This window comes from Mycobacterium sp. Root265 (assembly GCF_001428895.1).
Classification (GTDB): domain Bacteria; phylum Actinomycetota; class Actinomycetes; order Mycobacteriales; family Mycobacteriaceae; genus Mycobacterium.
This window is the reverse complement of sequence record NZ_LMJA01000002.1, coordinates 1-21616: the sequence shown is the minus strand read 5'-3', so window position 1 is coordinate 21616 and position 21616 is coordinate 1. Positions and strand designations below refer to the sequence as shown.

The window sequence follows — 21616 nt, the reverse complement described above, 5'->3', positions numbered from 1 at the left end:
GCGTCGGAACCGCCCCCTCGGTGGCTCCGGCGCCGCAGGCGTATTGCGCTCCTGCCCACCGGATCACCCCGGGATATGCGACCATCTGCCCATGAACCCGCAGGACGACCCGGAAGCCCGGATCCGTGCGCTGGAGCCCACCGAACTCGGCTCCGAGAACGCAAGTCCGACGAGTCGCGGTTCCGGATACTCCGCACCGCCACCACCACCACCACCGCCGCTGCTTCCGCCCCCGACCCAGCAGTGGCCGGACCAGTCGCCCTACTTCCAGCCGCAGTACGGACAACAGCCCTATGGCCAGCCCGAGTACGGCCCGCCGCAGTACGGCCAAAACCCTTATGGCGCTGATCCATACGTCACTGGATACCCCGCCCCGTACCCGACCGGCCCGTCATCTTCCGGGTTCCGGCCGTGGATGGCGATCGTGCCGATCGTGCTCGTCCTCTTCCTGCTCGCCGGCGGTGCGGCGGCGTACTTCCTGTACGCGAACACCTCGGCACCCGAGACACCCGGGATCGCCGGCGGCGGTGATGTGCTGACCGACGGGCCCGAGGCGCCGGTCCTGCCGTCCCTGCCGTCCCTGCCGTCCCTGCCGTCCCTGCCGACGATCATCACCATTCCGACCGACATCGCCGAGCCCCCGTCGGACTCGCCTGCGGAACCGGGCACCACCCTGACCATCAGCGGCATCGGCACCAACAAATCGGTGACCTGCAACGACAACATCGTGATCATCAGCGGGGCGAACAACACCGTCGACATCACCGGCCATTGCACCGCCGTCACGGTGTCGGGCTTCGAGAACATCGTCACCGCCGAGTCCACCCGGGAAATCGCCGTCTCGGGCTTCGATAACAAGATCACCTACCGCACCGGCGAACCCCAGGTGAGCGAGTCCGGCAGCGGGAACTCGATCACCCGGGGTTAGCGCGCCCGCCCACCCGGCATGACCTGGTGTTCATGTCGGGATGGTGCTAATCGAGCAAAAACGATCTTGATGGCTCCGGCGCATGCGGCCGGGCACAGCTAACGCACAGCGTTGACTTAGCTAAGGCTTAGTTAATTTGCTAACTTGTCTTTGGCATTCCGCGCGGGACATCCGTCCCACGGACGAGACAGAGTGATATTCAGCGAGGTCAGTGGGTTATGCGCATCGTTTCGTTCGGCTTCCAGACATGGGGAGTCAAGACCCTCCAGGCCCTCGTCGAGCTCGGACACGAGGTCGCACTCTCAGTTACCCATCCGGCCAGTGACGATTCCTACAAGGGCATCTTCTCGGATTCGGTCGAGGACCTCGCCCGTAGCTACGGCATCCCGGTTCATCTCACCGAGCGGGTCGACCACGACACCATCGACTTGGTGAAGCGCGCCTAGCCCGACGTCATCGTGGTCAACAGCTGGTACACCTGGATGCCGCCGGAGCTCTACAACCTGCCGCCGCACGGCACCCTGAACTTGCACGACTCGCTGTTGCCCAAGGGCACCGGCTTCTCCCCCGTCATCTGGTCGCTGATCAGCGGCGAATCCCAGATCGGCCTGACCGTGCACCGGATGGACGAGAACCTCGACACCGGCGACGTCCTGGTTCAGCATTCACTGCCGATCGGGCCGCGCGACTCCGGCACCCATCAGACCGGTGCCCTTGGTCCGAACTGGTCGAGCGGGGCATCGACCTCATCCCGGGTGCACTGAAGGAAGCGCTGACCGCCCTGGAGTCCGGCAAGCCGCAGTGGCGAACGCAGGACAAGGCGACCCGCACCTACTTCCACAAGCGCTCCGAGCGCGACAGCCTGATCGATTGGACCTGGCCCGCCGAAGATCTGGAGCGGCTGGTCCGGGCGCTCTCGGCCTCCTACCCCGCCGCCTTCACCCACTACCGTGGCGAGCGAATCGAGATCCTTGAGGCCAAGGTCTCCGAAATCCGTTACGGCGGGACGCCGGGACGGGTGATCGTGCAGGAGGGCGGCGGCGCGGTGGTGTCCGGGCCGCAGGCCTACCGCGGTGGCAACCTCGGCCTGGTGATCACCAGGGTGCGCTCGGCCGACGGGGCGGAGCACTCCGGCGACAAGTTCTTCCGCCGCGGCGGTTACCTCGCCAGCCAGCCCTGATTCCGGCGCTCACCGATCGAGGTTCCGATGCCAACGCTGAAAAACAAGACTGCACCGCCGTTGGTCCTAGCAGTACACCGCAAAGTCATCGGTCTGCTACCACTTACCTGGTTACGCCACGGCTTTCATCTGACGATGATTCATCGCCCTGGAAACTTCAGGAGACCACGCACCTTTAACGAGAAGGTCAACTGGCGGATCCTCTACGACCGGCGGGAGCGCATCGTCGCCGCCTGCGACAAGTTACGTATGAAGGAAATGGCCAGGGAAGCATACCCGGGTGAAGACCTGTCCATCCCTGAAACATACTGGTCTGGAACCGATCTCCGCGATGCTCCAGACCTCAGCTCTTGCCGCCGTGGGTGCTGAAACCGAACCACAGCAGCGGACACGCACTGTTCGGACCTGACGAGAAGACCGACGTCCAAGCACTGATCGAGACGACTCGCGCATGGTGGAAGCGCACTCCGGTGGAACTGGGCGAATGGGGTTACGGCGAAGCCCGCTCGCTGCTTTTGCTCGAACAGCGAATTCCGACCGCGGATGGGCATCCGCCGGCTGATTACAAGTTCTTCGTCTTCGACGGTCGCGTCGAACTCATCCAGGTCAACAGTGGTCGCTTCGGCAATCAAACTGCCACCTTCCTGGATGCCGAGTGGAATCGGCTGCCAGTGCGTTGGCGGATCAGGCCGGTCGCCGATGAGCCGCGACCTCGTGAACTGGACAAGATGCTGAAGATCGCGCAAACTCTTGGCGCGGACTGGGATTTCATCCGTATCGACCTTTTACGCAGTCGACGGTGCGGTCTGGTTTGGCGAATATACGCCTTACCCTGGCGGGGGTTTGTTGCGATACACCCCCAAACAGTTCGACGCCGAGCAGGGTGCGCACTGGAAGCTTCTGACGCAGGAGCAAGTTCAACGCGGCCGGCCCTGAGCTTCTGCGCAGTCACACGACCGTGAGCCGCAACGCCGCAGCCGTCGCCGGGCCGACGATCCCGTCGACCGTGAGTCCGCGGTAACGGCGCTGGAATTCGCGCACGGCGACCTCGGTCTCGGCGCCGAACACCCCGTCGATGACGAGCTCCCCGGCGTAAGCGGCATAAGCGGCCTTGAGTCTGCGCTGGAGTTCGGCCACCTGCGGGCCCGCGCTGCCACGGTGCACCAGAATGCCGGCGTAATCGCCGACCGGCACCGGTGGCCGCGGCCTGCGCATCGCGGCGAAGTCCGGCCTGATCTGCTCGGCGATATCTCGTCGCAGGACGTCCATGTCGATGGCACCGGGATCCCTTTTGCCTTGGGTGCGGCCCGCGTACTCCTTGTGCCCGATGGTGCGCGCCGACGTCTGCGCCAAGTGCCGGTTGATCGCCGCACAACAACGCACCAACGCGAAATACTGTGCGTCCGGCCAGTTCCTGCGATGCGACGCCGACGGGCTAGTCCCACTGTTGGCGCATTCGATGCCGATCAGGTGCCAGTTACCCATGTTCGCCGGCACCCACGGATACATCCCGACACCCGCGTGCCAGGCCACCCCGGCGGCCACCACGGTGACCGCGCCGTCACGGGCGATGTGCAGCTGCGACAGCGGCCCGGCCAGATCGGTGCGCCCGGTGGCGATGGATGCCGCAGTGGCCCGGTCCGAGCCGGTGTGATGCACCATCACCCCGCGGATGTCCTTGAACGTGCCGTGGCCGCGGTCGCGCCAGCCGGGAAATTCGACAGGCTCCAGCCCTTCGCCGCGCAGCACTGCAGGCAGCCAAACCGGGTTGCCGGCGGGCGGTTTTCTCAGAGGCACTAACCGTCAGAGTACCTTCGACAGAAACTCCTGCAACCGTGGGTGTTTGGGGTTGTCGAAGAGTTCGGCGGGTTCGGCGTCCTCAACGATCTTGCCGCCGTCCATGAACAGCACCCGGGACGCCACCTCACGGGCGAAGCCCATCTCGTGGGTGACCACGACCATCGTCATGCCACCGGAGGCGAGTGCGCGCAGCACCTCCAGCACATCGCCCACCATCTCCGGGTCCAGCGCACTGGTGGCCTCGTCGAACAGCATGATCGACGGGTTCATCGCCAGCGCCCGCGCGATGGCGACGCGCTGCTTCTGCCCACCCGACAGCGTCGACGGCTTCACGTCCGCCTTCTCCGCCAGACCGACCTGCGCGAGCAGTTCACGCGCCTTCTTCTCGGCGGCGGCCTTGTCCATCTTCTTGGTCAGCAGGGGCGCCAGCGTGACGTTGTCGAGCACGGTCATGTGCGGGAACAAATTGAAGTGCTGGAACACCATGCCGATGTGCTGTCGCACCTTGTCCAGGTTGACCTTCGGGTCGGTCAGGTCGTAGTCATCGACGGTCACCTTGCCCCCGGTGATGTCCTCAAGCTTGTTGAGGCACCGCAGAAAGGTGGATTTGCCGGAACCCGAGGGCCCGATGACGCAGACCACCTCCCCGTGGCTGATGGTGGTGTCGATGCCGTTGAGCACGTCGAGTTCCCCGAAGGACTTCTTGAGGCCCTCGATGCGGATCTTGACGGTGCCAGCCGGCTCGGTAGCCGCGGATTCTGTTACCAGTTCACTCATTTCACGAGCCGCCTTTCCAGTCGGTCCGAGAGTTTGGTCAGCGCCATGATGACGATGAAGTAGATAATGCCCACGATCAGCCACATCTCGAAGGCCTTGTAGTTGCCCGCGATGATGATCCGGCCGCTCTGCGTGAGCTCGGCGATACCGAGCACCGACAGGATCGAGGTGTCCTTCAACGTGATGACGAACTGGTTGATATAGGACGGGATCATGGTGCGAATGGCCTGCGGCAGAATCACTTTACGCATCGTCGGCAGGTATCCGATGCCGAGGCTGCGGGCGGCCTCCATCTGCCCCTTGTCGACCGCGAGGATGCCGCCGCGGACGATCTCTGTCATGTAGGCGCCGGCGTTGAGCGAGAGCGTGATGATGCCTGCTGTCACCGCCGACATCTGGAAGCCCAGCGCTGTGGGAATGCCGAAGTAGATGAAGAACGCCTGCACGATCAGCGGTGTACCGCGGAAGATGTCGACGAACGTGGTGCCGATGGCGCGCAACCAGATCGACCGGGACACCCGGGCCAAGCCGAAGATCACGCCCAGAATGAGCGCGAAGAAGATCGATGACACGGTCAGGATGATCGTCATCTTCAGGCCGGCGAGCAGCATCGGTGCGGTGCTCTTGATCAGCCCGAAGAACGAACTGTCGCTGGTGGCCGCACCCTCACCCAGGTAGGTCGACAGGATCTCGTCGTAGCGGCCGGAGTCCTTGAGGTTCTCCAGCCCGGCGTTGAACTTCTGCAGCAGTTCTGCGTTCTGCCCCTTGTTGACGGCAAACCCGTACCCGGTCGGATCTTCTTTCGGCGTCACGGTTTTGAAGCCATTACCCTGCTGTATGGCGTAGAGCAACACAGGGTAGTCCTCGAAGGCCGCCACCGAGTTGCCGGTTCGCACCTCGTCGAACATGGTGGACGAGTCGGCGAAAGAGACCACTTCGAAGCCGTACTGATCTTTGATCGAGTCCGCGAAATCTGCGCCCTGGGTGCCGTTCTTGACCGAGACCCGCTTGCCGCGAAGGTCCTCGTAGGACGTGATGTCCTCGTTGTCCTCGAGCACCGCCATCTGGATTCCGGACTCGAAATAGGGTTCGGAGAAGTCGAACACCTTGCGGCGCTCGTCGGTGATCGACATGCCTGCGATGACACCGTCGACCTGGTTGGCTTGCACCGCCTGGAGCGCTGCGTCGAAACCGAGCGGCTTGATGTCGACGTTGAAGTTCTGGTCCTCGCCGATCGCCCGGATCAGATCCATGTCGATACCCACGAAATTGCCGCCGGCGTCCTGGAACTCGAACGGCGCGAAGGTCGTGTCGGTGGCAATGGTGTAGGTCTCGCCGTCCGCCGCGGCGGTCGCCGGGGCCAGCATTGCGGTGCCGAACAGCCCGACGAGCAGCCCCACCAGCAGTACTGCGAGCCGCCGCCCGGGCCTAGCGGGTGGTTCAGGCCTACAGCCCGACGAGATTTCGGCTCGCATGTTGGTCTCCCGTCCGATGTGCCGTGACGGATTCACGCTATCGCTGCGCCGCGCCCTGCGGGGGATCTCCAGACAATCTCCACGTCAGCTCCAAGCGGCGTCACCGTCCCGGGCAGCACGATCGACCCATCGAAACCGATCACCACCAGGAAGGAACGGTCATGCGCATCGCATTCTCCGTTGTCATCGTCTCCGCCGCCCTCGGCGTGTTGGCCGCCACCGCAGCGCCGGCCAACGCCGAGTCCGCCAACCTCACCATCGATCAGTTGGAGGCCCAGGGGTTCGACGTCCGCGTCAATCGCCTGGGTAGCGCCCCGCTCGATGAATGCGAGGTCACCGATATCGGCCACGTGCAGGAGCAGAGGCGTCTGGTCAACGTGGACGGGTTCAACGACCGCAACGCGATCGTGCCCATCGTGGTGAAGCGCACCATCACGGTGTCGCTGGACTGCTCACGCTGACGCGTGTCACCCCGGCGGCGAGTATCCCTGTAGATAAGGCGTTCTCGGCCGCGGGGACACGAAGGACGACAACTGCGGCGGAAGGTCGGGTTTCAGTGCGGCGGGCCCGACCGATGACCACACGTGGACACCGCGCCCCTCGAGGCCTTGATGCGGAAGTCGCGCTGGGTGTGTTCAACGGAGGTTGCCCAGTACGCGATGAGCCCCGTGCCGCCATGTTGCCCGCACCGCTGACTCCCGCCACCGCCGCGACCACGATTAGCTTGTTTGCATCCCGGATTCTCATGCGGTCCTGGACTCGGCGATGCTGGCGAACCGCGCACAGAAGATCTCGTCGATCCTCATCGAGCACAGCTACCAGCCATGACCGGTGCGAATCCTGGCGGCATACCCGGCAGCGCCGAAGTCACCGCAGACCTGAGCGCGGATGCCGACAGCGAAAACGTCACGAGCATCCAATTCACATCGGAATCCAGCTGCACGCCCAAGGCGGTCCTTCACCCGAATGAGTTGCGGCACGACGACGCTTAACTGCTCAACGACCACTTCGGCCTCGGCGATGACGGCAACGTCGCGCCGCGCTGCCGACAGCTCGCAGCCGTCTGCACCGAAACTGGCCCGCGTACATTGTGCCGGCCGCCAGCAAGTTGCTCAGGGCACTGCCACAGGGAGACCGCGGCAAGATCGACCCGACGGCACTGCCGGGTAGGCCGGACGGAGTTCGAACCTCCTCGTGGCGAACAGGAACGCTTCATCCTGCGACTCTGGTCCGAGGTGCTCCACATCGAGAGCATGAGGCGGATTGGTCGACGTCATCGACGAACTTCTCGGCAGCTGAAGTGGACACCGATGGCCGGTGAGGCGGCCGCGCAAAGGCAGGCGCCCCACCGGCGTCCGTCAACGGCGAAACAGGTTACCGATATTGCGGACCAGGTCCTGGCCTGCAGTGGCGGCGTTGCGACCTAGGTCACTACCGGCGCGGTTGGCGTTCTGCACCAGATTACTGGTGAAGGTGCCGCCGTTGATCAGCAGATCAGTCCCGACGCGGCCGAGACCCTGTTGCACGTCGCTGCCCACCTGCCCGGCGTTGCGCTGCAGATTGCTTCCGAAGCGGCCGAGGTTACGCACGAGGTTGTCGCCGAACTCGCCAACGTCCTCGGGTGTGATGGCGTTGGCACTTACTCCGGCGTTGCGCTGCTGCGCGGCGACATGCGCATCGGCGGCACTCGTGTCGGCCGACGCCGTCCCGGCGCCCGCAAGGGCCACTCCGAGACACATTGTTGCGGTGGCGCCTGCCAGCACCATCCCCTTGATCATTTCGGGCTTCCCCGACCCGTTGCGATCCATGATTCGTCTCCCTCCAGCAAATACCAAACGAACAAGCTGAAGCTAACACAAAAAGTGTGTCGCAGATCATACCGAAGGGGACGAATCACGCACGAATGATCACGGTTTTGTCCAGATTTCGCTTTGCTGGGAGCTCCCCCGCGGGCTGGCTATCAATCCTGAGCAGCTCCGACCGGTAGGCCCCTGAACTGGCAATACCGTGATCATGAAACACAGCAAGTATTTACGATGTCGATAATAAAGCGGTTACCAGGCACTTGAGCACCGCTGCGGGCCGCTGGCGCTACCGGCCGGATCGCCGTGACGCCTGCGGCAATTACGCCACGGCACCTCGTCCGGACCCGACAGCAAACCACATCGGAGACACAGGGCCGCGCCCGTCCAAGCAGGTACAGGCAGGTCGACGGGCGAGCGAAAGCAGCAAGGTCCGAGGGGCCACGCGAAAGGGCAGCGGCGGATGCCGCTGCCCTTTCGCGAGTGAGCTGAATCAGTCGAACAGGTCACCGATGTTGTCAACAAGGTTGCCGCCGGCCTCACCGGCATTACCGACCAGATTGGACCCGGCCTCACCGGCATTGCCCACCAGATTGCTGCCGGCCTCGTTGGCATTCCCGAATACGTTGCCACCGGTCTCGCTGACGTTGTCCACCAGATTATTGGCGACCGTCCCACTGTTGATCAACGCATTGGTCCCGGCCTTCCCGAGCTGCTGCTGAGCGTTACTCCCGACCTTGCCCGTGTTCTGGACCAGATTGTTGCCGAACTTGCCGAGGTTTCTCACCAGGTTGCTTCCGAAGTCCCTGGGGTTGGAGCTGCTACTCGTGGCGCTCTGCCGCGCCGCGGTGCTGCCGCTGTCGTCGGTGTCCGCAGCGGCGGTTCCGGCGCCCGCCACCGCGATTCCGAGGGACACCGCAGCGGCGGCCCCGGCAAGCGCCGCGCCCTTCAGAGTCGTCGACATATCCAGACGATTGCGATCCATGACTATCTCCTTCAGCAAATAGGTGCGAACCACTTCTGCGCCAACCGACGCACCCGCCGCATACCCGGGACAAAATTTCACGAAACCGTAACCGCGTGGATTTTCCTTTGCCTGACTCGGACTTCGAACTTCAGCAATACACCGTGCAAGATCGCAAGGCACAAAGCTCACAGCTCGCCGGCAATCAATTGAACTACGCCAGCAACAGCTGAAACGCGAGACGGCTAGCCATAGAACTGCGATTATGAAGGTCAGCTCGCAACGCCAGCGTCATTCGACGATGAGCGGATGCCGACTGCCGAGTTGGCCCGGAGACAGTTTTGCTGCAATCTTGGCAAAAGTTCTCGTTCGCAAAGATTTTCCGGGATAGCACCGGCACAAGCGCCCACTTCCGGATTGAGATCAGCAAATGCTCAGATCAATCGTTGGACGCCATCTGGCCCAGACACGACGGCGGGCAGCGGGAGAACTCACCCGCTGCCCGGCCTCAATCGAATTCGGACTAGTCGCCCAGGATGTTGCCGACGAACTCGCCGAGGTTCTGCTGCGCGTTACTGGCCGCGGTGCCGCCGTTGACCAGTACGTCGGTGCCAACCTGGCCAAGTCCCTGCTGCGCGTCGCTGCCGACCTGACCCAGGCCCTGTTGCGCGTTACTGGCCGACGTCCCACCGTTGATGAGCAGGTTCGAACCGACAGAGCCGAGGCCCTGCTGGGCATCGCTGCCGACCTGACCCAGGTTCCGCTGCAGATTACTGCCGACGGTTCCGAGGTTGCGCTGCAGATTGCTGCCGAACCTGCCGATCCGCTGCAGCGGTGAACTGCTCGAGCTGGAGCTCGAACTCGAGGCGGTTTGCCCTGTCTCGGCGTATGCCGCTCCCGCACCTGCGGTGGCCGCTCCCATGGCCAGTGCGATTCCGCCCCCGGCGATTGCCGTCGCAGCGATCATCCTGACGGAGGTTCCCTGACGTCCCAACATGTTGATCTCCCTTTCAGCAAATTCCCCAACCAACGTCGAAAAGTTAACACAACGGTTGCCTGGCAAACTAGACCTGGCCGCAAATTTTCTGAAATTTCTCGTGACGCGGGCGACAATTAACGAGCTGCCCACGCTCTTCACCGCGGTCGTGTCCACGGTGGGAACGCAGCCGGAGGCTGCTGCCACTCAGCGTCATTCATGCCGTCTAGCTGTGCGTTTCCGGCCGCGCACGGCCGCCGGAGAAAGCTCGATCAGCTGGCTCGTCCCTGGCCGCGCCAATAGCGGGCCGCTGCGACCTCAGCTCGTCGCCAGCTTTCTTATCTTGTTTGCCATTTCGTTATCAAGATCAGAGACACCCACTATGTAGCAAACTAAACATCACGTTTGCGCAAAGAATGTCCCGTTGCCGAACCGAGGTTCACCGCGCGGCAGCAGCACGCGCCGGCGCAGCCAGGCACGCAGTAAGGAACAACGCGCGGACCACGGTGCTCCGCGCGTTGCTGGCAGGCGCGTTACTGCGAGCGATACACCTTGACGCCCACGAACGGTCGCCACGTCATCACGCCCCGCTGAAACGTCACCCGGGTCGCGCCGTTGACCCACTTCTCCGACGACGTCGCCAACCCCAGTTCCGGGACCCATTTCTTGGCGAACTCCACACTGGCCGTCTGCACGCCGGTCTCCGGCGAATACCAGACCCGGAACGGCTGCCAACCACCGAAATCCTGATAGCCGTCCCTGAATGACGTTTTCGGCAGGATCTTCTTCTTACGCACCAGATCGGCGACCGGCGTCGGGGACGCCACAATCGTGCCCGGCGACACCTCCCACAGCGTGCCGAGAGCGCGCAACTGCGTCGGGACTTTGAACGGTCCCGTGAAGACGGGACTGAGCACCTCCCCGAAACTGGGGTCGGTGAACGCGGCGAACCGCTGATAGACCGCGCCGACTCCGGGCGGGGCAGCCACTACCTGCTGCGCGGCTTTGGGCACCCAGTCCGACCGGTACAGGCCGAATCGGTCCTCGTCGGAACCGCTGGAGCTGTTGAGATCTCGTGTGGTGTAGAGCATCAGTGGGCCCGCGTACGGGAGTTCCTGCCAGGTGCTGATCATGTCCGCGATGAAGGCGGCCTGGGTCGCCTCATTCACCCGATTGGTGGGGGCGCCGTACTCCGACACCCAGATCTTCTTCGGCGCATCGCCGCGCTCCAGCATCACTCTGCGCATGCGGACCAGTTGATCCACCGGCGAATCCGCCTGCAGCATGCCTTGCGAGAACTTCATGCTGTAGCTGTACGGGTGATAAGACAACGCGTCGAAGAACGGTTGCGCGCCCGCGGCGTACATACGGGTGAGGAACGTGACGGGATCGATCGTCCACGAGCCCCAACTCTTTCCCGACCCCAGCACTCCGCCGACGACAATGGCCGCCGGATCGACGGCTTTGATCCGCGGATAGGCGGCCTTCAACAGATCGGTATATCCAGAGGGATCCGGTGCCGGGTGATATCCGAAAACGCCGTTGGGTTCGTTCCAGATCTCATATGCCGCAATTTTGCCCTTATACCGTTGCGCGACCTTCGCGGTGAATTTCCCGTATTGGTCGGGCGAGGCGGGACGGCCGTGCGGCGGAAGGGCATTCCACGCCTTGGCCCACCACGGGCTGGAGGTGATGGCGCAGATGATCGAGATGTTTGCCGCCGCCGCGGCAGCGACAATCCGGTCGGCCTTGGACCAGTCATACCGGCCTTGGAGCGCCTCGACACCCGCCCACGGAATTCCGATGCGCACCGTGCGGATATTGTTCTGGACCCAGCGCTGCACCGTCGCGGCCACTTCCGCGTCGTTGTAGAAGAAGACCTGCGAATCAGCGAACCCCAATGTGGTGGCTGAGTTGCTGAGTGCGGCGAAGTTGTCCGTGAACACCTGGCGGTGCCGGTGGGAGGTCGGAGTGGCGATGAGAGCGACGACACAGAGGCCGGAGACAATGGCGCCCAGAACCGCGCGCATTAATTTGCGGCGCTGGAATATTCTCCCGCCGCGCACCGTACTCACATTCACCCGACCCTTCTCAAAATATGAGGTTATTTCTAACGGAAGCAACGACCGAAGCACCGCACCGAATTCGGCGTGTCGAAAACCCCCGGTCACGGTCCGGATACGGTGTGGATATGCGGATCGGTGTGGTGTTTCCCCAGACAGAACTGGGCGGCGATGTCGGTGCGGTACGCGCCTACGGCCAACGGGTCGAGGAATTGGCCTTCACCCACATCCTCGCCTACGACCATGTCGTGGGTGCCGACCCCGACGTGCACGCCGGGTGGGCCGGGCCCTACGACGTGCACACCACATTCCACGAGCCTCTGGTCATGTTCGGTTATCTGGCCGCCATCACCACGACGGTCGAGCTGGTCACCGGAGTGATCATCCTTCCGCAGCGCCAGACCGCGCTGGTCGCCAAGCAGGCCGCCGAGGTCGACCTGCTCAGCGGCGGCCGGCTCCGCCTCGGCGTCGGAATCGGCTGGAACGCGGTGGAATACGAGGCCCTCGGTGAGGACTTCGGTAACCGCGGCAAACGATCCGAGGAGCAGATCTCTCTGCTGCGCAGGTGGTGGACCGAACCATCGGTGACGTTCGACGGCCGATACCACCGCCTCACCGGCGCGGGCCTGGCACCGTTGCCGGTGCAGCGCCCCATCCCGGTATGGATCGGCTCGGCATCGGATGCGGGCTACCGGCGGGCGGGCCGGGTGGCCGACGGGTGGTTCCCCATGATGGCGCCCGGACCCGGACTCCACCACGCCCGTGAGGTGGTTGCCGGTGCCGCCGAGGAGGCGGGCCGTGACCCGGCCGCGATCGGCATGGAAGGTCGAGCCACCTGGCGCGGCGACGATGACGCGGCGCTGCAGGAGATCGGGGCCTGGGCGCGGGCCGGCGCCTCGCATCTGTCGATCAACACCATGGGCGCGGGACTCGCCACCGTCGACGCACATCTCGACGTGCTGTCCCGGTTGTCCGCGGCGCTGCCCGCGCCATGATTCCCGCGGATGGATCGGGCGCCATCCGTACGCTGTGGAACTGATGCGTGCGACAGGCGATTCGCCGGTGACCGATCGTGCTGCCACGAATCGGGTGGCTTCGCTGACCGGGCTGCGCGCACTGGCCGCTCTGCTGATCGTCGCCACCCACGCCGCCTTCGGGACAGGGCACCTCGACGACGGTTATCTCGGCCAGCTCTATGCGCGGCTGGAAGTCGGCGTCCCGGTCTTCTTCGTGTTGTCGGGCTATCTGTTGTTCCGGCCGTGGGTCCTGGCGACCGCGCAGGGAACCCCGGAGCCGTCTCTAGGCCGCTATGCCCGTCGCCGGGTGCGCCGGATCGCACCGGCGTATGTCGTCACGGTGCTCCTCGCCTTCGCGATCTACGAGTTCCGCGACGCCGGGCCGAATCCCGGGCACAGCTGGCTCGGGTTACTGAAACACCTGACGCTGACCCAGATCTACCCGCCGTTGTATTACGCCGAGCTGCATCAGGGGTTGACCCAGATGTGGAGCCTGGCAGTCGAAGTCGCCTTCTACGCGGCGTTGCCGCTGTTGGCCGGTTTGCTGTTGACGGTGCTGTGCCGCCGGGCGTGGCGCCCGGGCCTGTTGCTGGCCGGTCTGGCCGCCCTGGGCGCGGTGACGCCACTGTGGCTGCTGCTGCCGACGATCACCGATGCGCTGCCGCCGTCGGCGACCATCTGGTTGCCCGCGCACCTCATCTACTTCGTCGGCGGCATGGCTCTGGTGGTACTGCAGGTGCTCGGCATTCGCTGTCGCGCCCATCTGGCGATACCGCTGGCGGTGGCCGCGCTGTTGGTGGTGGCGCTGCCGATCGCCGGTGATGTCACCGTGATCGAGGTCGAACCGTGGCAGCGGGTACTCAAGACGATCCTCTACGCCGTGGTGGCCGTCGGGCTGCTGGCGCCGCTGGTGCTGGACTCGGGAAGCGGCTACGCACGCCTGCTCAGTGCCCGCCCGGTGGTGTGGCTGGGCGAGATCTCCTACGAGATCTTCCTGTTGCACGTGATCGCGATGGAATTCGCGATGGCCGAGGTGTTGCACTGGCCGACCTTCACCGGGTCGATGCCGGGACTGTTCCTCGTCACGACGGCAATGACGGTGCCGGCGGCCTGGCTGTTGCACCGTTGGACGCGTACACCGACATCGACAAGAGAACGGAGCCGCAGATGAATTCAGCACCATCGGGGCAGGACTACCCGCCGCCGGCCACCGAGCGCGGGCGCGTGGAACCCTGTCCCCGTCGGGTCCGTGGCTACGTCGGGCCCGACCTGGTCTTCGACACCCTCGGCGCGCGCTATGTGTGGGAGATTCCCTACTACCCGCACTATTACGTGCCGCTCAGCGATGTGAACACGAAATTCCTCGTCGATGATCAGCACGCTCAACGCGCTCAGTTCGGGGCGTTCCGGCTGCATTCACTGCATGCCGGCGGCCAGGTCGCCGCGGCAGCTGCTCGCGTTTTCGAGGAGGGCGACGGACTGGTGGCCGGCTACGTGCGGTTCGAGTGGGACAGCCTGGAGTGGTTCGAAGAGGACGAGCGGATCTACGAGCATCCCCGCAGCCCATACGCCCGCCACGACGCCCTGCGCTCGCACCGCCACGTGCGGGTGGAACTCGATGGCGTTGTGCTCGCCGACACCCACAGTCCGGTCCTGCTCTTCGAAACCGGACTCCCGACAAGGTATTACATCGATCGCACGGACGTCTCGATGCAGTACCTGGTCCCCAGCCAGACGCAGACGGTGTGCCCGTACAAGGGCGTCACCTCTGCCTACTGGTCGGTCCAGGTGGGTGAGGCGATTCATGCGGACCTCGCGTGGATGTATCAGTATCCGCTGGGCGCGGTCTCCCGCGTCGCCGGACTGATCGCGTTCTACAACGAGAAGGTGGACATCGAGGTCGACGGCGTACGGCTGCCGCGTCCGGTCACGCACATGAGCTAGTCGCGTTGTGGCACAACATCGTCTGCCGCCGGCCTGGCCCGCTGCTGCCACGGCCACCGGCCGCTGATCTCCACCTCCAGAGAGAAGCTGAGGAACGTCCGGATCAACACGATCCCGGCCAGCACCACCACGCTCTGCCAGGTGGGGGTCAGGGCGACCGTGCGGATGATGTCGGCGGCCACCAGGAATTCGAGGCCGAGCAGGATCGACCGTCCCAGCTGCTCCCGGAAGAACCGGTAGGCATCACCGGAGCGGCCCAGCATCTTGCGCACCGTCACGACTCCGGCGAAAATCGCCCCGAGTGCGATCACCGCCACGCCGATCCCGTCGATCACCTTGCCGACCGTCTCGATGACCTCGTAGAAGCTCATGCCGCAACGTTAGGGCCAGGACCTCAGTCGCAGCACCGGGTCTCGGGAATCGGTGCGCAGCAGGTGTCACCACGCCACGCATCGCGGCCCTCCTTGATCGCGACCGCGGCAATCACCAGGGCCGCCACCGGATCCGCCCAGGACCACCCGAACGCGCTGTTGAGCAGCAAACCGAGCAGCAGTACGCCCGAGAGATAGGTGCACAGCAGCGTCTGTTTCGAATCGGCAACCGCCGATATCGAACCCAGTTCGCGGCCGGCGCGCCGCTGCGCCCACGACAGCACCGGCATGATGACCAGACTCAATGCCGCGAGCGCGATACCGATGGTCGAATGCCGGGCCTCCTGCGCACCGAGCAGTGAACGCACCGCGTCGACCGTCACGAAGATCGCCAGGCCGAAGAACGAGAAGGCGATGACCCGTAGGGCGGCCTTCTCGCGGGCTTCGGGATCGCGGCCGGAGAACTGCCACGCCACGGCCGCCGCCGAGGACACCTCGATCACCGAGTCCAGCCCGAAACCGACGAGCGCACTGGAGGACACCCGTGCACCCTCGCTGATTGCCACGACGGCTTCGATCACGTTGTACGCGATGGTCGCCGTGACGAACCAGCGGATCCGGTGCGACAACACCGCATGGCGTCCTGGTGTGAGGACGCGTTCCCGCACCATCAGCAGCACCCGCAGCCGGTGCCGTCGGCGCCGGCACAGCAGCAGTTCGGGTCCACGGCCAGTACCAGACCCATCAGATCGGTGAGCGCACTACCGATCCGGCTGTCGGCCAATTCGTATCGCGTGCGGCGGCCCTCGGGTACGGCGACCACCAGCCCGCAGCCGCGCAGACAGGCCAGGTGATTGGACAGGATCTGGCGTGACACCCCCAGTTGCTCGGCAAGCTCGGAGGGGTAGCCCGGCGCCGCGTTCAGGGTGAGCAGGACCTGTGCGCGGGTGGTGTCGGAGAGCGCGTGACCGAATCGGGCCAGGGCGTCGGTATGCACCAGAGTTCGCATGTCGTGATAGTACATCGATTTCTGTACTAATCGTAGGTCGGGAACCCGTTACCGTGGAACGATGATCGTCACCGGTGCCCTGCTCGCCGAATCCGCTTCGGTCGTCGACAACAAACTCCACGTGCAGGGCGGGGTCATCACGTCGTGTCAAGCGGGACCGCGACGCATCGTCGAGCCGATCCTGGTCGTGTTGATCCAGCCCGAACCGTTCGATCAGGCCGCCACGATCGATGTCCGTTTCACCGATCCGGTCGGGGCAGCACTCGACGTGCAGTTCGATGTGCCGGAGGCCAGCCTGGGCGGTGAGGTCGGATTCGTGTTCTACCCGCTGAAACTGCCGGTGCCCGCGGACGGTCGGTACCTGTTGGCGGTGTCGGGCCGCGGCGGGTTCGTGAGTCTGCCGCTCACTGTGCTCGGCTGAGCGCCGCGATCACCGGCGCGATATCGGCCTCCGTCGCGAGTTCGAGATGTCGTTCGGACACCGTCGCCCCTGCGGCGCAGAGGATTTCGACGATCCCGACCACGACGCTGGCGCGGTAGCCCAGCCAACGGGCGTTCGACGACCACCACACCAGTAGCGCATCCAAGGCCCGGGCCGGTTGCGCGCCGAGTTCCAGCATGGTGGCCACGGTGGCGGGCAACAGCCGTCGCGCCGCGGCTTCGATCGGCCTGGTGCCACCGGTGGTCTGGGCTTCCACATCGGCTCCGGCACCGATGAGCGCCCTGACGATCTCCGGGTTGACATGATCGGCGCCCTCGCCCAGCACGTGCAGCGGTGTCGCCCCCTCGGAGTCGCGCACCATCGGGCCGGCGCCGCGGGCCAGTGCGCGGGTGAGCGCGGTGGCGCGCCCGAGCGCGGCCATCTCGTGCAGGATCGTGGTGAACCGCTCGCCACGCGCGGTGAGGTCGATGCGCCGGCACGCGTCCGCGCCCGCCTCGACGAGAGCGATCGCCGCCGCGGGCTGCAGCGAGCGGACCGCGTACCAGAGCGGTGAGGCGCCGCACCGGTCGAGTACGTCGACGTCGAGACCGCCGGTCACCAGATCGCTCACCGCGGCCCATCCGTTGGAGGCGCGGTAGAAGAGGTCCAGGACGTTCTTCGGTAGCGGTTCGGTCCAGGGCGGCGCCTCGATACCCAGCGCGCCCAGCACCTTCAGTGCGCCCTCGCGCCGGCTGTCCAGGTCGTACCAGGGCCATGGCCCGTGACCCTTGGCGACGAAATCGGCGAGGGGCGTGCGGGTCTCCGTCCGGATCGAGCGTCCGTTGTCGTCGAAGTCGGACCAGAACACCAGTTCATCGCCGTCACGGGTCACGATGACGCTGTCGTATCCCTCCTGGTATTCGACCAGCGTTTCCGGCATGCCTCCAGCATGACCGATGGCATCGCTCGATAGCCTGACCGGGGAGGCCGAACATGCCGATGACCGATATCGCCGCGCTGGTGCTCGGCATCGTGATCGCGTTGGTCGTCGCCGCGGTGGCCGGTGAAGTCACGGAATCCACCGACGACTCCATGCGCTGGGAGGGCGGTTTCGCGCTGGGATTATCGGCGCTGGTCGTACTAGGACCGCTCTGGATCGCCCAGTCCGCCTGCACGGTGCTCTCGACGATCGACGACACGGGTGTCCGGTCGTGGTGGTTGTGGGTGTGGTTGTTCGTCGCGCCCGCGCTCGGCCTGTCGCCACCGGCGGTCGCCCTACTGAGCAAGTTGAAGCGGTTGCGCACCAAAGGATCCCGCGCCGATAACCGGCTGCCGCGGGTGAAGTTTCTGAGCGACCAGGCGTGGGCGGCCACCGCAGCAGAGCCCGGCTGGGAGTTGCGCCGCACCCCACCGCTGCCGGAGTCCTGGCCGCCGGTGCCCGGTGGTCCGGTGTCGTGGTTCTGCTATGCCGAGCGTGCGAACACCCCGGCCACCATCGAGGTCGCAGCACCGTGGGCGCGTGTCGACATGGCCGACCCGTCTGCCGAACCAGTCGTCCACCGCATCGGCAACGAGGTCGAACTCCTTGGTCTGCAGGGTATTCAGCCATTGTCCCCGGAGGTACTGCGGAAGAAGGGGCCCACCCAGCTGGCCCTGGTGGACGCGGTGCGCCGTGGCGACCCGGAGGGCACACTGACCGACGCGCTGCACCAGTGGCGTGCGCTCAACGGCCTGATCGCCGGGCATCCAGCGGTGGCCGCCCGATTCCCGCCGTCCGGCTAGCGCGCCTACTCCAGGACCGATGGCGTGCTGCCCAGACTGCTCCACAAATGGGGCACCGGCCGGCCACTGAGTTGATTCACCACCATCTGCGCGGCTTGGCTGACACCCTCGGTGAATGTCGGAAACGCGAACTGCAGCTCGGCGACCTGCTCGACGCGCATGCGCGCCGCCATGCAGGCCGCCACCATCTGGATCACCTCGGCCGAATACTCGCCCAGCACATGGGCTCCGACGATCTGCCGACTCGCGGTGTCGACGATCAACTTGCAGAACCCATCCGGGTGACCGTCGGCAACCGGACGCAACATGTCCTCGTAGCGGGCCACCGCGACCGCGCAGTCGTAGCGGGCCCTGGCGTGTTCCTCGGTGAGGCCGACGCTGCCGTACTCCGGGTCGGTGAAACTGCCGGCCGGGACGATCTCGTGGGCAACCTGGCGCCGCCGGCCGAGCACCGCGTTCTCGGCGGCGACCCGGCCCTCGAGCGTCGCGCTGCTGACGAGCATGCTGTTCCCGTCGACGTCGCCGGCGGCAAAGATATGCGACACGTTGGTCGCGGCCGACGCGTCGACGACCACGTAGCCCCGTTCGGTTTTCACACCGGCCGCGGCGGCGTCGACGACGTCGGCATTGCCGGGCCAGCCGACGGCGAAGAACACCGCGTCGACGTCCACGGCCCTGGAGTCATCGCCGGTCCGGTACAGCACGCGGACACCGTCGGTGGCCGGTGCGAGTTCGTGCACTGCCGCGCCGGTGACGACGCCGATACCGCGGCGGTGGAAGGCATGTTCGAGCCCGGCCGAGACGTCGACGTCGGCGCGCGCGACGATGCGTGGCCCGTACTCCACAAGTGTTACCTTGCAGCCGAAGTCGGCGAGAATCGAGCTCAGCTGACAACCGGTGTCGGAGGCCCCGATCACGCAGACCCTGTCGGGCAGCGCGGTCAGGCCGCGGATGTCGGCGTAGGTCAAGCCGAGTTCCGCACCCGGGATGGGCAGTCTCCCGGCCCTGCCCCCAACCGCGATGATCACCCGGTCCGCCGTCCAGGTCCGACCGTCAGCCGCAGCAACGGTGTGCGCGTCGAGGAAGCGGGCGTCGCCGGTCTCCTCGACGAGATCCACACCGGCAGCGCGGATATGGTCGGCGACCCGCTTTCGTTCATAGGCGTAGTGGGCGACCCGTTCCGCATTGGCCAGCGTGGCGGCGACATCGACCTGCGGCCGTGCCCCGCGCAGACCGAACGCTTCCCATGAATTCCAGTCCCGCACCAGGCGCGCGGCGCGCGCCAAGGTGCGGACAGGCGCCGGGCCGCTGTTGAAGGCGGTGCCGCCGACCCGTCCCCGCTCCAGCAGCGTCACCTGTGCGCCCAGACCGGCGGCATGCAGTGCGGCCGACACCCCCGCCGGGCCGCCTCCGATCACGACAACGCGCATCTCGCCGGTCATGGGGTCAGCGTATGCCTCCGCGGCCCTCGGTCAGCGCCAGTCGCGAAACGCCGTCAGCAGCCGGTCCCGAAACGCCGGGTCGAGTTCATCAGCACCCACCTTGCCGAGAGTGTCCACGGTGGATCGCAGCTGCTGCAGATAGTTGTCACAGCCGTCGCATTCGGTCAGGTGAACGTCGAAACGTGCCCTGGTATCCAGATCCAGCACACCATCGAGGTAGGCGGTCACCAGCTCTACCAGGACATGGCAATCCATCGAATCCGTGTCGCTCACGCCGACTCCTTCAGATAGTCCTCGAGCGCCTGCCGTATCGCGGCGCGACCACGATGCAGCAACACCCGCTGGTTGGCGGTGCTGATACCGAGCAGTGCGCTCACCTCAGCGGAGTCCATCGCGAGCACATCACGCATGGTGACCACTTCTCGTTGCCGCACAGGCAGTTTGTCGAGCTCGCGGCGGGTCACTGCGACCAGCTCATCGCCGAGTACCGAGCCCTCCGGGGTGTCCGGAAAGGCCACCGGCGCCTGGTGTTCCTTCCAGTGACCAGCCCACTGCCGGCCGGCTTCCCGGAAGCGTGCCGGGTCGACCGTACCTCCGGTGAAGGCGAGCACCTGCATCTCGGTGTCCCGCCGCTCCCGCACACCACGCGTCTTCGCGATGTTCACCATGACTGTGAAAAGCCAGGTGCGCAAAGAAGATCGGCCCTGGAAGCTGTCGAGGCCCTTCAGCAGAGCGATCCAGGTTTCCTGGACGACCTCTTCGGCGATCTCATAATTGGGCACATAGCCCGCTGCGACCCGCAGCATCGACGGTGCATACCTCTCCACCAGAGCGGCGAAGGCCGCCTCGTCACCGCGCCGCAACGCGTCGACGAGGGCGGCTTCATCCGGTGCCGATATTGTCATGGCGATGCCATCGTAGGGCTCAAGACAGCGCCGCATGACCAGTTCGGCGACGTGCCGCCGCCAGCGCATCAGCCAAGGTCCACAACGAGATACCGATCAGAGCAATGTCTTTGATCAGGAACTGGCCCGTCGAGGACAACACCGGGAAGCCGCCGGCCGAGGACTCCCCGACACCCGGTGTGGTGAACAGGAAACTCAACGTGGCGGCGAACAGGCCGACGGCGATCACGCTGCCGAGCGCGGAGAGCCACGGCAGCCACGGCTTGGCCGCCAGCAAAGCGGCCGTCGTCAGTTCCAGTACGCCCAGCATCGACGAGAACGCAGTCACCGAGAAGATGTCGTACACCCAGCTCATCAGCGGACTGTTCGCGACCAGAGGTTCGATGCCGTGCGCCTCATAGGAGGTGAATTTCAGGGCTCCGATCCAGGCCAGCACGACCACCAGTCCATACCGGGCGGCGTTGCCGCCGATCTCGGCGAGGACTGACTCCGCGCGGACGAATCGGGTGTCTTGCGTGATGGTCATGTCTGGCTCCTTTGCGTTCGGGCGTTGCAAAGGGAGTGTGGTGTCGACGGCCAAGCGTTACAGGCCGTTCGGGAGCTACAACTAGCCGGCGATGCGGATGAGTTTTTTGTTGACGAATTCGTCGATGCCGAAGCGGCCGAGTTCGCGGCCGAACCCGGAGCGTTTGACTCCGCCGAAGGGCAGCTCGGCGCCTTCGGCGCCGACGGCGTTGACGAAGACCATGCCGGCCTCGATC

General features: G+C 65.1%; 25 protein-coding genes and 1 pseudogene. 10 read left to right on the top strand and 16 right to left on the bottom strand.

Annotated features, from left to right (window positions below; translation table 11 throughout):
• Nucleotides 1-91 precede the first annotated feature (91 nt).
• The 4 genes and pseudogenes from ASE48_RS33645 (at nucleotide 92) to ASE48_RS33785 (ending at nucleotide 3070) form a co-directional block, all read left to right on the top strand.
• Nucleotides 92-928, top strand: coding sequence for a DUF3060 domain-containing protein (locus tag ASE48_RS33645; protein WP_162264178.1), 837 nt, complete (start codon nucleotides 92-94; stop codon nucleotides 926-928).
• A gap of 218 nt (nucleotides 929-1146) precedes the next feature.
• Nucleotides 1147-2108 (top strand): annotated as a pseudogene (locus ASE48_RS03365) (methionyl-tRNA formyltransferase).
• 27 nt (nucleotides 2109-2135) lie between these two features.
• Nucleotides 2136-2477 carry a hypothetical protein gene (locus tag ASE48_RS33310; protein ID WP_235570753.1) on the top strand — a complete coding sequence of 114 codons (342 nt, stop codon included), beginning with the start codon at nucleotides 2136-2138 and terminating at the stop codon, nucleotides 2475-2477.
• Nucleotides 2471-3070 carry an ATP-grasp fold amidoligase family protein gene (locus tag ASE48_RS33785; protein ID WP_442928667.1) on the top strand — a complete coding sequence of 200 codons (600 nt, stop codon included), beginning with the start codon at nucleotides 2471-2473 and terminating at the stop codon, nucleotides 3068-3070. Before ASE48_RS33310 ends, ASE48_RS33785 begins: the two co-directional genes overlap by 7 nt.
• Here ASE48_RS33785 and ASE48_RS03360 read toward each other — a convergent pair.
• From ASE48_RS03360 to ASE48_RS03350, 3 genes are read right to left on the bottom strand one after another with little or no spacing between them, the layout of a single operon-like run.
• The gene (locus ASE48_RS03360) at nucleotides 3057-3905 is read right to left on the bottom strand and encodes a peptidoglycan recognition protein family protein (RefSeq protein WP_057165628.1); all 849 of its coding nucleotides are present in this window, start codon (nucleotides 3903-3905) and stop codon (nucleotides 3057-3059) included. The two genes, ASE48_RS33785 and ASE48_RS03360, sit on opposite strands and share 14 nt — an antisense overlap.
• A gap of 6 nt (nucleotides 3906-3911) precedes the next feature.
• Nucleotides 3912-4685, bottom strand: coding sequence for an amino acid ABC transporter ATP-binding protein (locus ASE48_RS03355; protein WP_057165627.1), 774 nt, complete (start codon nucleotides 4683-4685; stop codon nucleotides 3912-3914).
• The gene (locus tag ASE48_RS03350) at nucleotides 4682-6052 is read right to left on the bottom strand and encodes an amino acid ABC transporter substrate-binding protein/permease (protein ID WP_442928687.1); all 1371 of its coding nucleotides are present in this window, start codon (nucleotides 6050-6052) and stop codon (nucleotides 4682-4684) included. Before ASE48_RS03350 ends, ASE48_RS03355 begins: the two co-directional genes overlap by 4 nt.
• Before the next feature lie 269 nt (nucleotides 6053-6321).
• On the opposite strand from ASE48_RS03350, the gene ASE48_RS03345 reads away from it, so the two are divergent.
• Nucleotides 6322-6621, top strand: a complete 300-nt coding sequence (locus ASE48_RS03345) for a hypothetical protein (RefSeq protein ID WP_057165626.1) — start codon at nucleotides 6322-6324, stop codon at nucleotides 6619-6621.
• Nucleotides 6622-7518: 897 nt separating this feature from the next.
• Here the strand turns inward: ASE48_RS03345 and ASE48_RS03340 are convergent.
• The 4 genes from ASE48_RS03340 to ASE48_RS03325 form a co-directional block, all read right to left on the bottom strand.
• Nucleotides 7519-7968, bottom strand: a complete 450-nt coding sequence (locus ASE48_RS03340; protein WP_057165625.1) for a hypothetical protein — start codon at nucleotides 7966-7968, stop codon at nucleotides 7519-7521.
• A 487-nt stretch (nucleotides 7969-8455) separates the two neighbouring features.
• Nucleotides 8456-8947, bottom strand: coding sequence for a hypothetical protein (locus ASE48_RS03335; protein WP_057165624.1), 492 nt, complete (start codon nucleotides 8945-8947; stop codon nucleotides 8456-8458).
• Nucleotides 8948-9449: 502 nt separating this feature from the next.
• Nucleotides 9450-10079: a hypothetical protein gene (locus ASE48_RS03330; RefSeq protein ID WP_156409027.1), complete on the bottom strand. Its 630-nt coding sequence runs from the start codon at nucleotides 10077-10079 to the stop codon at nucleotides 9450-9452.
• A gap of 356 nt (nucleotides 10080-10435) precedes the next feature.
• Nucleotides 10436-11932 carry a cellulase family glycosylhydrolase gene (locus tag ASE48_RS03325; protein WP_082613981.1) on the bottom strand — a complete coding sequence of 499 codons (1497 nt, stop codon included), beginning with the start codon at nucleotides 11930-11932 and terminating at the stop codon, nucleotides 10436-10438.
• 161 nt (nucleotides 11933-12093) lie between these two features.
• Here ASE48_RS03325 and ASE48_RS03320 point away from each other — a divergent pair, with 161 nt between their 5' ends.
• The 3 genes from ASE48_RS03320 to ASE48_RS03310 all read left to right on the top strand — a co-directional run bounded on the left by ASE48_RS03320 (nucleotide 12094) and on the right by ASE48_RS03310 (nucleotide 14925).
• Nucleotides 12094-12960 carry an LLM class F420-dependent oxidoreductase gene (locus ASE48_RS03320; RefSeq protein ID WP_057165622.1) on the top strand — a complete coding sequence of 289 codons (867 nt, stop codon included), beginning with the start codon at nucleotides 12094-12096 and terminating at the stop codon, nucleotides 12958-12960.
• Nucleotides 12961-13027: 67 nt separating this feature from the next.
• On the top strand, nucleotides 13028-14152 hold the full coding sequence (locus ASE48_RS03315) for an acyltransferase family protein (RefSeq protein WP_235570744.1): 1125 nt from the start codon (nucleotides 13028-13030) through the stop codon (nucleotides 14150-14152).
• Nucleotides 14149-14925, top strand: a complete 777-nt coding sequence (locus ASE48_RS03310) for a DUF427 domain-containing protein (RefSeq protein WP_057165621.1) — start codon at nucleotides 14149-14151, stop codon at nucleotides 14923-14925. Before ASE48_RS03315 ends, ASE48_RS03310 begins: the two co-directional genes overlap by 4 nt.
• Here ASE48_RS03310 and ASE48_RS03305 read toward each other — a convergent pair.
• The 3 genes from ASE48_RS03305 to ASE48_RS03295 are packed head-to-tail and all read right to left on the bottom strand — an operon-like array spanning nucleotide 14922 to nucleotide 16305.
• A complete protein-coding gene (locus ASE48_RS03305) occupies nucleotides 14922-15296 on the bottom strand; it encodes a DUF1622 domain-containing protein (protein WP_057165620.1) in 375 nt (124 codons plus the stop codon). The genes ASE48_RS03310 and ASE48_RS03305 overlap by 4 nt on opposite strands.
• Nucleotides 15297-15319: 23 nt before the next feature.
• A complete protein-coding gene (locus ASE48_RS03300) occupies nucleotides 15320-15967 on the bottom strand; it encodes a cation transporter (protein WP_057165964.1) in 648 nt (215 codons plus the stop codon).
• On the bottom strand, nucleotides 15967-16305 hold the full coding sequence (locus ASE48_RS03295) for an ArsR/SmtB family transcription factor (protein ID WP_057165619.1): 339 nt from the start codon (nucleotides 16303-16305) through the stop codon (nucleotides 15967-15969). Before ASE48_RS03295 ends, ASE48_RS03300 begins: the two co-directional genes overlap by 1 nt.
• Nucleotides 16306-16366: 61 nt before the next feature.
• Here ASE48_RS03295 and ASE48_RS03290 point away from each other — a divergent pair, with 61 nt between their 5' ends.
• On the top strand, nucleotides 16367-16726 hold the full coding sequence (locus tag ASE48_RS03290) for a hypothetical protein (protein WP_057165618.1): 360 nt from the start codon (nucleotides 16367-16369) through the stop codon (nucleotides 16724-16726).
• Here ASE48_RS03290 and ASE48_RS03285 read toward each other — a convergent pair.
• Nucleotides 16710-17666, bottom strand: a complete 957-nt coding sequence (locus ASE48_RS03285) for an ankyrin repeat domain-containing protein (RefSeq protein ID WP_057165617.1) — start codon at nucleotides 17664-17666, stop codon at nucleotides 16710-16712. The genes ASE48_RS03290 and ASE48_RS03285 overlap by 17 nt on opposite strands.
• 53 nt (nucleotides 17667-17719) lie before the next feature.
• Between ASE48_RS03285 and ASE48_RS03280 the strand changes: the two genes are divergently transcribed.
• Nucleotides 17720-18508 carry a hypothetical protein gene (locus tag ASE48_RS03280; protein ID WP_057165616.1) on the top strand — a complete coding sequence of 263 codons (789 nt, stop codon included), beginning with the start codon at nucleotides 17720-17722 and terminating at the stop codon, nucleotides 18506-18508.
• 5 nt (nucleotides 18509-18513) lie between these two features.
• Here the strand turns inward: ASE48_RS03280 and ASE48_RS03275 are convergent, their stop codons facing one another.
• The 5 genes from ASE48_RS03275 to ASE48_RS32540 all read right to left on the bottom strand — a co-directional run.
• Complete coding sequence (locus tag ASE48_RS03275; RefSeq protein WP_057165615.1) at nucleotides 18514-19950, bottom strand: dihydrolipoyl dehydrogenase family protein; 1437 nt, start codon at nucleotides 19948-19950, stop codon at nucleotides 18514-18516.
• A 30-nt stretch (nucleotides 19951-19980) separates the two neighbouring features.
• Nucleotides 19981-20205, bottom strand: coding sequence for an anti-sigma factor family protein (locus ASE48_RS03270; protein ID WP_057165963.1), 225 nt, complete (start codon nucleotides 20203-20205; stop codon nucleotides 19981-19983).
• Between the two features lie 14 nt (nucleotides 20206-20219).
• Nucleotides 20220-20855: an RNA polymerase sigma factor gene (locus ASE48_RS03265; RefSeq protein ID WP_057165962.1), complete on the bottom strand. Its 636-nt coding sequence runs from the start codon at nucleotides 20853-20855 to the stop codon at nucleotides 20220-20222.
• 19 nt (nucleotides 20856-20874) lie between these two features.
• A complete protein-coding gene (locus ASE48_RS03260) occupies nucleotides 20875-21381 on the bottom strand; it encodes a YkgB family protein (protein WP_057165614.1) in 507 nt (168 codons plus the stop codon).
• 81 nt (nucleotides 21382-21462) lie between these two features.
• Nucleotides 21463-21616: aldehyde dehydrogenase family protein (locus tag ASE48_RS32540; protein ID WP_156409026.1), on the bottom strand; the 154-nt coding region annotated here is incomplete at its 5' end.

Coding starts and splice junctions, on each gene's coding strand:
- ASE48_RS33645 (WP_162264178.1), top strand. CDS start 92: ATGAACCCGCAGGACGACCCGGAAGCCCGGATCCGTGCGCTGGAGCCC.
- ASE48_RS33310 (WP_235570753.1), top strand. CDS start 2,136: ATGCCAACGCTGAAAAACAAGACTGCACCGCCGTTGGTCCTAGCAGTA.
- ASE48_RS03355 (WP_057165627.1), bottom strand. CDS start 4,685: ATGAGTGAACTGGTAACAGAATCCGCGGCTACCGAGCCGGCTGGCACC.
- ASE48_RS03350 (WP_442928687.1), bottom strand. CDS start 6,052: ATGCTGGCCCCGGCGACCGCCGCGGCGGACGGCGAGACCTACACCATT.
- ASE48_RS03345 (WP_057165626.1), top strand. CDS start 6,322: ATGCGCATCGCATTCTCCGTTGTCATCGTCTCCGCCGCCCTCGGCGTG.
- ASE48_RS03340 (WP_057165625.1), bottom strand. CDS start 7,968: ATGGATCGCAACGGGTCGGGGAAGCCCGAAATGATCAAGGGGATGGTG.
- ASE48_RS03335 (WP_057165624.1), bottom strand. CDS start 8,947: ATGGATCGCAATCGTCTGGATATGTCGACGACTCTGAAGGGCGCGGCG.
- ASE48_RS03325 (WP_082613981.1), bottom strand. CDS start 11,932: ATGCGCGCGGTTCTGGGCGCCATTGTCTCCGGCCTCTGTGTCGTCGCT.
- ASE48_RS03320 (WP_057165622.1), top strand. CDS start 12,094: ATGCGGATCGGTGTGGTGTTTCCCCAGACAGAACTGGGCGGCGATGTC.
- ASE48_RS03310 (WP_057165621.1), top strand. CDS start 14,149: ATGAATTCAGCACCATCGGGGCAGGACTACCCGCCGCCGGCCACCGAG.
- ASE48_RS03305 (WP_057165620.1), bottom strand. CDS start 15,296: ATGAGCTTCTACGAGGTCATCGAGACGGTCGGCAAGGTGATCGACGGG.
- ASE48_RS03300 (WP_057165964.1), bottom strand. CDS start 15,967: ATGGTGCGGGAACGCGTCCTCACACCAGGACGCCATGCGGTGTTGTCG.
- ASE48_RS03295 (WP_057165619.1), bottom strand. CDS start 16,305: ATGCGAACTCTGGTGCATACCGACGCCCTGGCCCGATTCGGTCACGCG.
- ASE48_RS03290 (WP_057165618.1), top strand. CDS start 16,367: ATGATCGTCACCGGTGCCCTGCTCGCCGAATCCGCTTCGGTCGTCGAC.
- ASE48_RS03285 (WP_057165617.1), bottom strand. CDS start 17,666: ATGCCGGAAACGCTGGTCGAATACCAGGAGGGATACGACAGCGTCATC.
- ASE48_RS03280 (WP_057165616.1), top strand. CDS start 17,720: ATGCCGATGACCGATATCGCCGCGCTGGTGCTCGGCATCGTGATCGCG.
- ASE48_RS03275 (WP_057165615.1), bottom strand. CDS start 19,950: ATGACCGGCGAGATGCGCGTTGTCGTGATCGGAGGCGGCCCGGCGGGG.
- ASE48_RS03270 (WP_057165963.1), bottom strand. CDS start 20,205: ATGGATTGCCATGTCCTGGTAGAGCTGGTGACCGCCTACCTCGATGGT.
- ASE48_RS03265 (WP_057165962.1), bottom strand. CDS start 20,855: ATGACAATATCGGCACCGGATGAAGCCGCCCTCGTCGACGCGTTGCGG.
- ASE48_RS03260 (WP_057165614.1), bottom strand. CDS start 21,381: ATGACCATCACGCAAGACACCCGATTCGTCCGCGCGGAGTCAGTCCTC.